The sequence below is a fragment of the Lachnoanaerobaculum sp. genome (genome assembly GCF_057250505.1).
The window spans coordinates 1-6761 of the sequence record NZ_DBHIEQ010000053.1; the positions used below are offsets into that span (position 1 = coordinate 1).

General features: G+C 37.8%; 5 protein-coding genes. 4 read left to right on the forward strand and 1 reads right to left on the reverse strand.

Annotation, left to right across the window (positions count from 1 at the left end; translation table 11 throughout):
• On the forward strand, window positions 1–1052 hold a 1052-nt coding region (locus ACO6FI_RS12930; RefSeq protein WP_485457687.1), incomplete at its 5' end, for an IS1634 family transposase.
• Window positions 1053–1217: 165 nt separating this feature from the next.
• Here the strand turns inward: ACO6FI_RS12930 and ACO6FI_RS12935 are convergent.
• Window positions 1218–2576, reverse strand: coding sequence for an MATE family efflux transporter (locus tag ACO6FI_RS12935; RefSeq protein WP_485457688.1), 1359 nt, complete (start codon window positions 2574–2576; stop codon window positions 1218–1220).
• Between the two features lie 263 nt (window positions 2577–2839).
• On the opposite strand from ACO6FI_RS12935, the gene secA reads away from it, so the two are divergent.
• The 3 genes from secA to ACO6FI_RS12950 all read left to right on the forward strand — a co-directional run.
• Entirely contained in the window at window positions 2840–5413 is a 2574-nt protein-coding gene (secA, locus tag ACO6FI_RS12940; protein ID WP_485457689.1) for a preprotein translocase subunit SecA, read from the forward strand.
• 3 nt (window positions 5414–5416) lie between these two features.
• Entirely contained in the window at window positions 5417–6460 is a 1044-nt protein-coding gene (locus tag ACO6FI_RS12945) for a hypothetical protein (protein WP_485457690.1), read from the forward strand.
• 95 nt (window positions 6461–6555) lie between these two features.
• On the forward strand, window positions 6556–6761 hold a 206-nt coding region (locus tag ACO6FI_RS12950), incomplete at its 3' end, for a hypothetical protein (RefSeq protein WP_485457691.1).

A 6761-nucleotide genomic window follows, 5' to 3' on the forward strand; every position in this document is an offset into this window, starting at 1 on the left:
TGCTTTTAGACGCCGATCTGGTACCTGTCTCCATGCAAATGTATCCCGGAAATGAATCGGAAAAGCCATATATTAGAAAAGTTATTGAAGAAATGAAACAACGACACAACGTATCAGGCAAGACGATTCAGGTGGCTGATAAAGGCCTTAATTGTGCAAGAAATATTTATGCTGCTGTTAAAGAAGCTAATGACGGCTATATATTCTCAAAATCAATACATGGTAAGAATCTAAGTGAAAAGGAAAAGAAATGGGTTCTACTTGAGAATGACGCAAATGTCTTTTCTAACTACACTGATGAAAGAGGTAATATATCTTTTCGTCTTAAATCATGTATTGACAGTTTTGATTATAGTTTTAAAGAGATTGATCCGAAAACAGGAAAAGAGAGTGTTACAAGGTTCTCTGTAAAAGAAAAGCGTATCGTCTCTTATAATCCTAATCTTGCAAAAAAACAAAGGCTTGAAATAATGAAGATGGTTGATAAAGCTTCAAAGTTTTCTACATACAAAAATATAGCAAAAGATGAACTTGGAGATTGTGCTAAATATGTAGATATCATAACTAAAGATAGTTCAGGCAAGACAATAAAGCCTATAACAGGTCTAAACAAATCTAAGATTGATGAAGATCTTAAATATGCAGGATATAATCTTTTAGTTACATCTGAGATAGATATGGAACCTTTACAGGTATATAAGACATACCATAGCCTATGGAAGATCGAGGAATCTTTTAGACTTACAAAATCATACCTTGATGCCGGGCCTGTTTATTTGCAGAAAAAAGAAACAATCTATGGGCATTTTTTGATATGCTACCTTAGCTTGTTTCTTTTAAGAGTATTAGAAATCAAGTGCTTCAAGAATAAAATAAACTCTTATGACCTGATTAACTTTATGCGTGATTTTAGGGTTGTAAATAAAGGTGATAATACATATATCAATATATCAAGAGATCAAACCATTAACGAAAAGGTTAAAAAACTGGTTGGTTTTAGTAACCTTGATGCCCTCTATTTAACAAGAACTGAAATCGACAATTTCTTTTAAAACTGCATGCTCCTAGATACCTAGAGTACTAGGTTTTGGGATAAACAACGAAAGTCAGGTATCATAATCCTCGATTTTTTGTTATAATTTTACAAAAAGCCACCGGCGAATTCGATGGCAAAATGTTTTTTATATTACAATAATATTCCGACTTATATCAATACTCTATAGGTTTGCAACTTTCTTATTATATATCTTCTTCATCAAATAGATATCAAAAAATGCACATCCCAGTTCCGCAAGCGGTATCGAATACCATACAGACTCAAGTCCGAACACCTTTGAAAGTACATAGGCAAAAGGAAGTATAAGCACCAATTGTCTTAAAAATGAAGCATAGAGTGCGTACATACCGTTGCCAAGTGATTGGAAAGTGGCAATGGCTATTACGTCAAATGCCGCCAAAATAAAACAAAGACTGCATATTCTAAGTGCCGGTATGCCAAGCTTCATCATTTCTTCATTAGGGCTGAAAAGCATCATAAGCTCTTTCGGAAAAATCCAAAATATTGCGGTTCCTATCACCATTATAACGATTGATGTCATAAATGAATATTTCAGTGCTTTTATTATTCTGTCCTTATTCTTAGCACCGTAGTTGAAAGCTACAATCGGTGTCATTCCGTTATTTAGACCGAATATCGGCATAAATACAAAGCTTTGGAGCTTATAGTATATTCCCAGTACATTTACCGCCATATCCGAATATGTCACCAAAATCTTATTCAGTCCGAGCATCATAAGAGTTGACATGGACTGCATTGCTATAGACGGTATTCCTACCCTGTATATTTCCTTAATAATATCGAAATCAGGCTTAAATATATGAGTACCGAACCTTATATCCACGTCTTCATTATATTTCATATTAAAGATAAAGGATAATATCATTGCAATTATCTGGCCGGTAACAGTGGCGATTGCCGCACCCGCTATTCCAAGCTTCGGTACTCCAAAAAATCCAAAAATAAGTATAGGATCCAGAATTATATTTATAATTGCTCCCACACCTTGAGTAACCATGTTGTAGATAGTCTTTCCTGTAGACTGCAAGATTCTCTCAAATGTCACTTCCAAAATAAGCCCGAATGAAAATATTGTGACAACGAACAAATATGAATATCCCAGCTGTCTGATACTCTCACTCTTAGTCTGTGAGTCAAAAAACAGCTTTGTGCCCAATGCACCGAAAAGTGCAAATGCGATTGAAGCCAGTATTCCCAATAATATGGCATTATCGGCGGTCTGCTTTGCCTTTTTTCTGTTTCTTTCACCAAGAGATCTGGAAAGCAATGCATTTACACCGACTCCCGTACCTACAGATACCGCTATCATAAGTATCTGTATAGGATATGCCAAAGATACCGCCGCCAGTGCATCGGGGCTATATCTTGCCACAAATATACTGTCCACTATGTTATAAAGTGATTGTACCAAAAACGAAATTACCATAGGTGTACTCATAGAAAACAGTAACTTACCTATAGGCATTACTCCCATACGATTTTCTTTTCTCTCTGTCATATTCTCTCCTAAAAGTTTACCCTTTCTATTTTACAACTTCCTTTACTTATTTTCTATATGGAATTTTACTTCATTACTTACATTTTTGACTTTTACTTTACATAACACAGTCTATAATGTGAACATAATATGAATATTTCTTCTAAAAGTTGATAAAGTCCTTTCTAAGTGCTAAAATAGCTTGATTAGTGGACACTTTTGCAATAATCTATATACTATATAATAGATATTGTTAAGTCTAATTTATTTTTGGAGAAACCATAATGAATTTTATTGAGAAAATATTCGGTACACATAGTGAAAGAGAGCTTAGACTGATAGAACCTACTATTGATAAGATAGAGAGTCTGCGCCCTACTATGCAGGCCATGAGTGATGAGGAATTAAGAGAACTTACACCTAAGTTCAAACAAAGATTGGCGGATGGAGAAACACTTGATGACATCCTGCCTGAAGCATTTGCAGCTGTAAGAGAGGCTTCCGTCAGAGTTACAGGTATGGAGCACTTTAGAGTACAGCTTATGGGTGGTATGGTCCTCCATCAAGGTCGTATTGCAGAGATGAGAACAGGTGAAGGTAAAACCCTTGTATCCACCTGTCCGGCTTATTTGAATGCTCTTGCAGGTAAAGGTGTACTTATAGTAACCGTTAACGACTATCTTGCACAGCGTGATGCTGACGAGATGGGACAAATCCACAGATTCTTGGGACTCAGCGTAGGTTGTGTTCTGAACTCTATGGATTCAACACAGAGACAGGAACAGTATGCCTGTGATATCACATATGTCACCAACAATGAGCTTGGATTTGACTACCTGCGTGACAACATGGCAATATACAAAAAAGATCAGGTACTTCGTTCACTTGATTATGCAATCATTGATGAGGTTGACTCAATCCTTATAGATGAGGCAAGAACACCTCTTATTATTTCAGGTCAGTCAGGCAAGTCTACAAAGCTTTATGAGATTTGTGATATGCTTGCAAAGCAGCTTGAAAGAGGTGAAGCAAGTGCGGAGTTTACAAAGATGGGCGCTCTTATGGGAGACGAAATCGAAGAGACCGGCGACTTTATCGTAAATGAGAAGGATAAGGTTGTAAACCTTACAGAAGAAGGTATCAAAAAGGTAGAAAAATACTTCAACATAGAGAACCTTGCGGACCCTGAAAACCTTGAAATACAGCATTGTATTATCCTTGCACTGAGAGCCAACAACCTTATGTTCAGAGACAAGGACTATGTTGTAAAGGACGACGAGGTACTTATCGTAGACGAGTTCACAGGTCGTATAATGCCGGGAAGAAGATACTCGGACGGTTTGCATCAGGCTATCGAGGCTAAGGAGCACGTAAACGTTCAAAGAGAGTCAAGAACTCTGGCTACCATTACATTCCAGAACTTCTTCAACAAGTTCAAAAAGAAAGCAGGTATGACCGGTACCGCTCTTACTGAGGAGAAGGAGTTTAGAAATACTTACGGCATGGACGTTATCGCTATCCCTACCAACAAGCCGATTGCAAGAATCGACCATGAGGATGCGGTATATAAGTCCAAAAAAGAGAAGTTCCATGCTGTTGTGGAAGATATCAAGGAAACTCACGCCAAGGGACAGCCTGTACTTGTAGGTACAATCACCATTGAGACATCAGAGATGCTTTCAAAGATGCTCAAGAAAGAGGGAATACCTCATACAGTCCTCAATGCAAAGTTCCATGAGAAAGAGGCCGAAATCGTAGCTGGCGCAGGTATACACGGTGCAGTTACCATCGCCACCAACATGGCAGGTCGTGGTACCGATATCAAGCTTGACGAAGAATCCGTAAAAAAAGGCGGTCTGAAGATAATCGGTACTGAAAGACATGAGAGCAGACGTATCGACAACCAGCTTAGAGGTCGTTCAGGTCGTCAGGGTGACCCGGGTGAATCAAGATTTTATATCTCACTTGAAGATGACCTTATGAGACTTTTCGCATCTGAGAGACTTATAAATATCTTCAATGCACTTGGAGTTCCTGAGAATGAGCAGATTGAACACAAAATGCTTACAAGAGCTATTGAAAAGGCTCAGATGAAGATAGAGAGCAACAACTACGGTATCAGAGAGAACCTTCTCAAATACGATGAGGTAAACAACGAGCAGAGAGAAGTTATCTACGAAGAGAGAAATAAGGTACTTGAAGGCGACAATATGCGCGATACCATCCTTCGTATGGTAAATGATGTAATAGAACATTCTGTAAATATGGCTATTTCAGATGAAGTACCTTCTTCAGAGTGGAATATGACAGAGCTTCATGAGCTTTTACTTCCGATCATCCCTCTTACTCCTGCAGATTACGAAAATACCGAAGATATGAAAAAGGATGAGCTTATCCACAAGTTAAAGGAAGAAGCAATTAAGCTTTATGAGGCTAAGGAAGCCGAGTTCCCGGATGCTGAAAAAATCCGTGAGCTTGAGCGTGTAGTACTTCTTAAGGCTATCGACAACAAGTGGATGAACCATATAGATGATATGGAACAGCTTCGTCAGGGTATAGGCTTACAGGCACTCGGCCAAAGAGACCCGCTTGTAGAGTACAAGATGGCGGCCTATGATATGTTTGACGAGATGACAAGAGGTATCTCTGAAGATACTGTACGTATCCTATATCATGTAAAGGTTGAGCAGAAGGTTGAAAGAGAACCTGCAGCCAAAGTTACCGGAACCAATAAGGATGACAGCACGGTAAAGAAGCCTATTCGTATAGAGGCTAAGGTTTATCCTAACGATCCTTGTCCTTGCGGAAGCGGAAAGAAATATAAACAATGCCATGGCAGAAAGGGTATGACATTATAATTTATGGGAATGCGAAACAATAAATTAAGTTTTATATCACATATTATAGTAGGTATAATACTTATAGCCGGGGGCATATTTTTTGCCCGTACCAAGCTTGATATAATACTCAGCTTCAACTCTCCACAGAAACTTTATAACGACGGATATTACTTTACCAATGCTTCAAAAAGTGATATAGACGGTATATATGCCGTAGCCGTACATGATATAATCGATACAGGTTACGGTTCAAGTGATAACAAGTCTGAGATTTACACCATAATGGCGGATGTCGGAGTATACTTTTTGGAGTCACATCCGGGTAATAAAAAGATTAACTCAATGCTTGAAACATTTGATAATTATGCCAAGGATGAGAATAAAGACTCTAAAGAAGCACCTGTTGAGTATCTTATTGTAGCGGTAAAAGATGATACCTACAATCAGCTTTCAGATGTGGCAAATGAGATTGACCCCGATAATACCTACAGAAATAACGGTACACTAAACACTGATATATACCTTAAAAATACCTCTCTTACAAAGGAGATAGTATTTGCTCTCGGAGGTACAATAATTCTGTTTGTAATGGGTATCGGATTTATCATTTTAGCCTTTACGAGAAAATCCACAAACAATGACAACTATGAAAGACTCTGTGCTTTGGATGAAAGGCTGAGAGGTAATCTGGGCGAGCTTGACAATATCTCAGATTATGTTGATAAAACTATAGGAGCATATGTATACAAAGACCATTTGATACTTAATACAAAGTTCGGTCTTGATATGTACAATCTTAAAGATCTCGTTTGGATGTTCCATCGTATAACCAAACAGAAGATGTATGCACTTATAACGGTGAGTGTAAGCTACTCATTGCAGATAAATCTCTATGAGAACGGCAGAGTTCGTGAATGCAATGTCACGGTAACCCACAATAAAAAGGCTGAGGGCAATATGGAAGCTTTGGTGGAGTATGTCGGTATGAATTATCCGAATGCATTGGTCGGCTTCAACCCTGAAACACAAGCTGCATACAGAGAGTTTAAACGTTCACACAAATAATAAACCGGTCTTAAAATCATAAGAAAACTTATGATTTTAAGGCTTTTTTTTGATATAATATTTTTGTTATTGTTAGATATATAAAAGGACAACTTATGAACAAAAAAACATTAAAAATACTGGAATTTGAAAAGATAATAAACAGTCTGGTAGATATGGCAAGCAGCGAGCCTGCAAAAAAGCTCTGCAGCAAGTTAAAGCCGTCTACCGACATTGCCGAAATACAAAAAAACCAAAGTCATACAACTGCCGCACTTGACAGAATCAGACTGAAAGGAAATCTCTCACTGTCTGAAGTAAA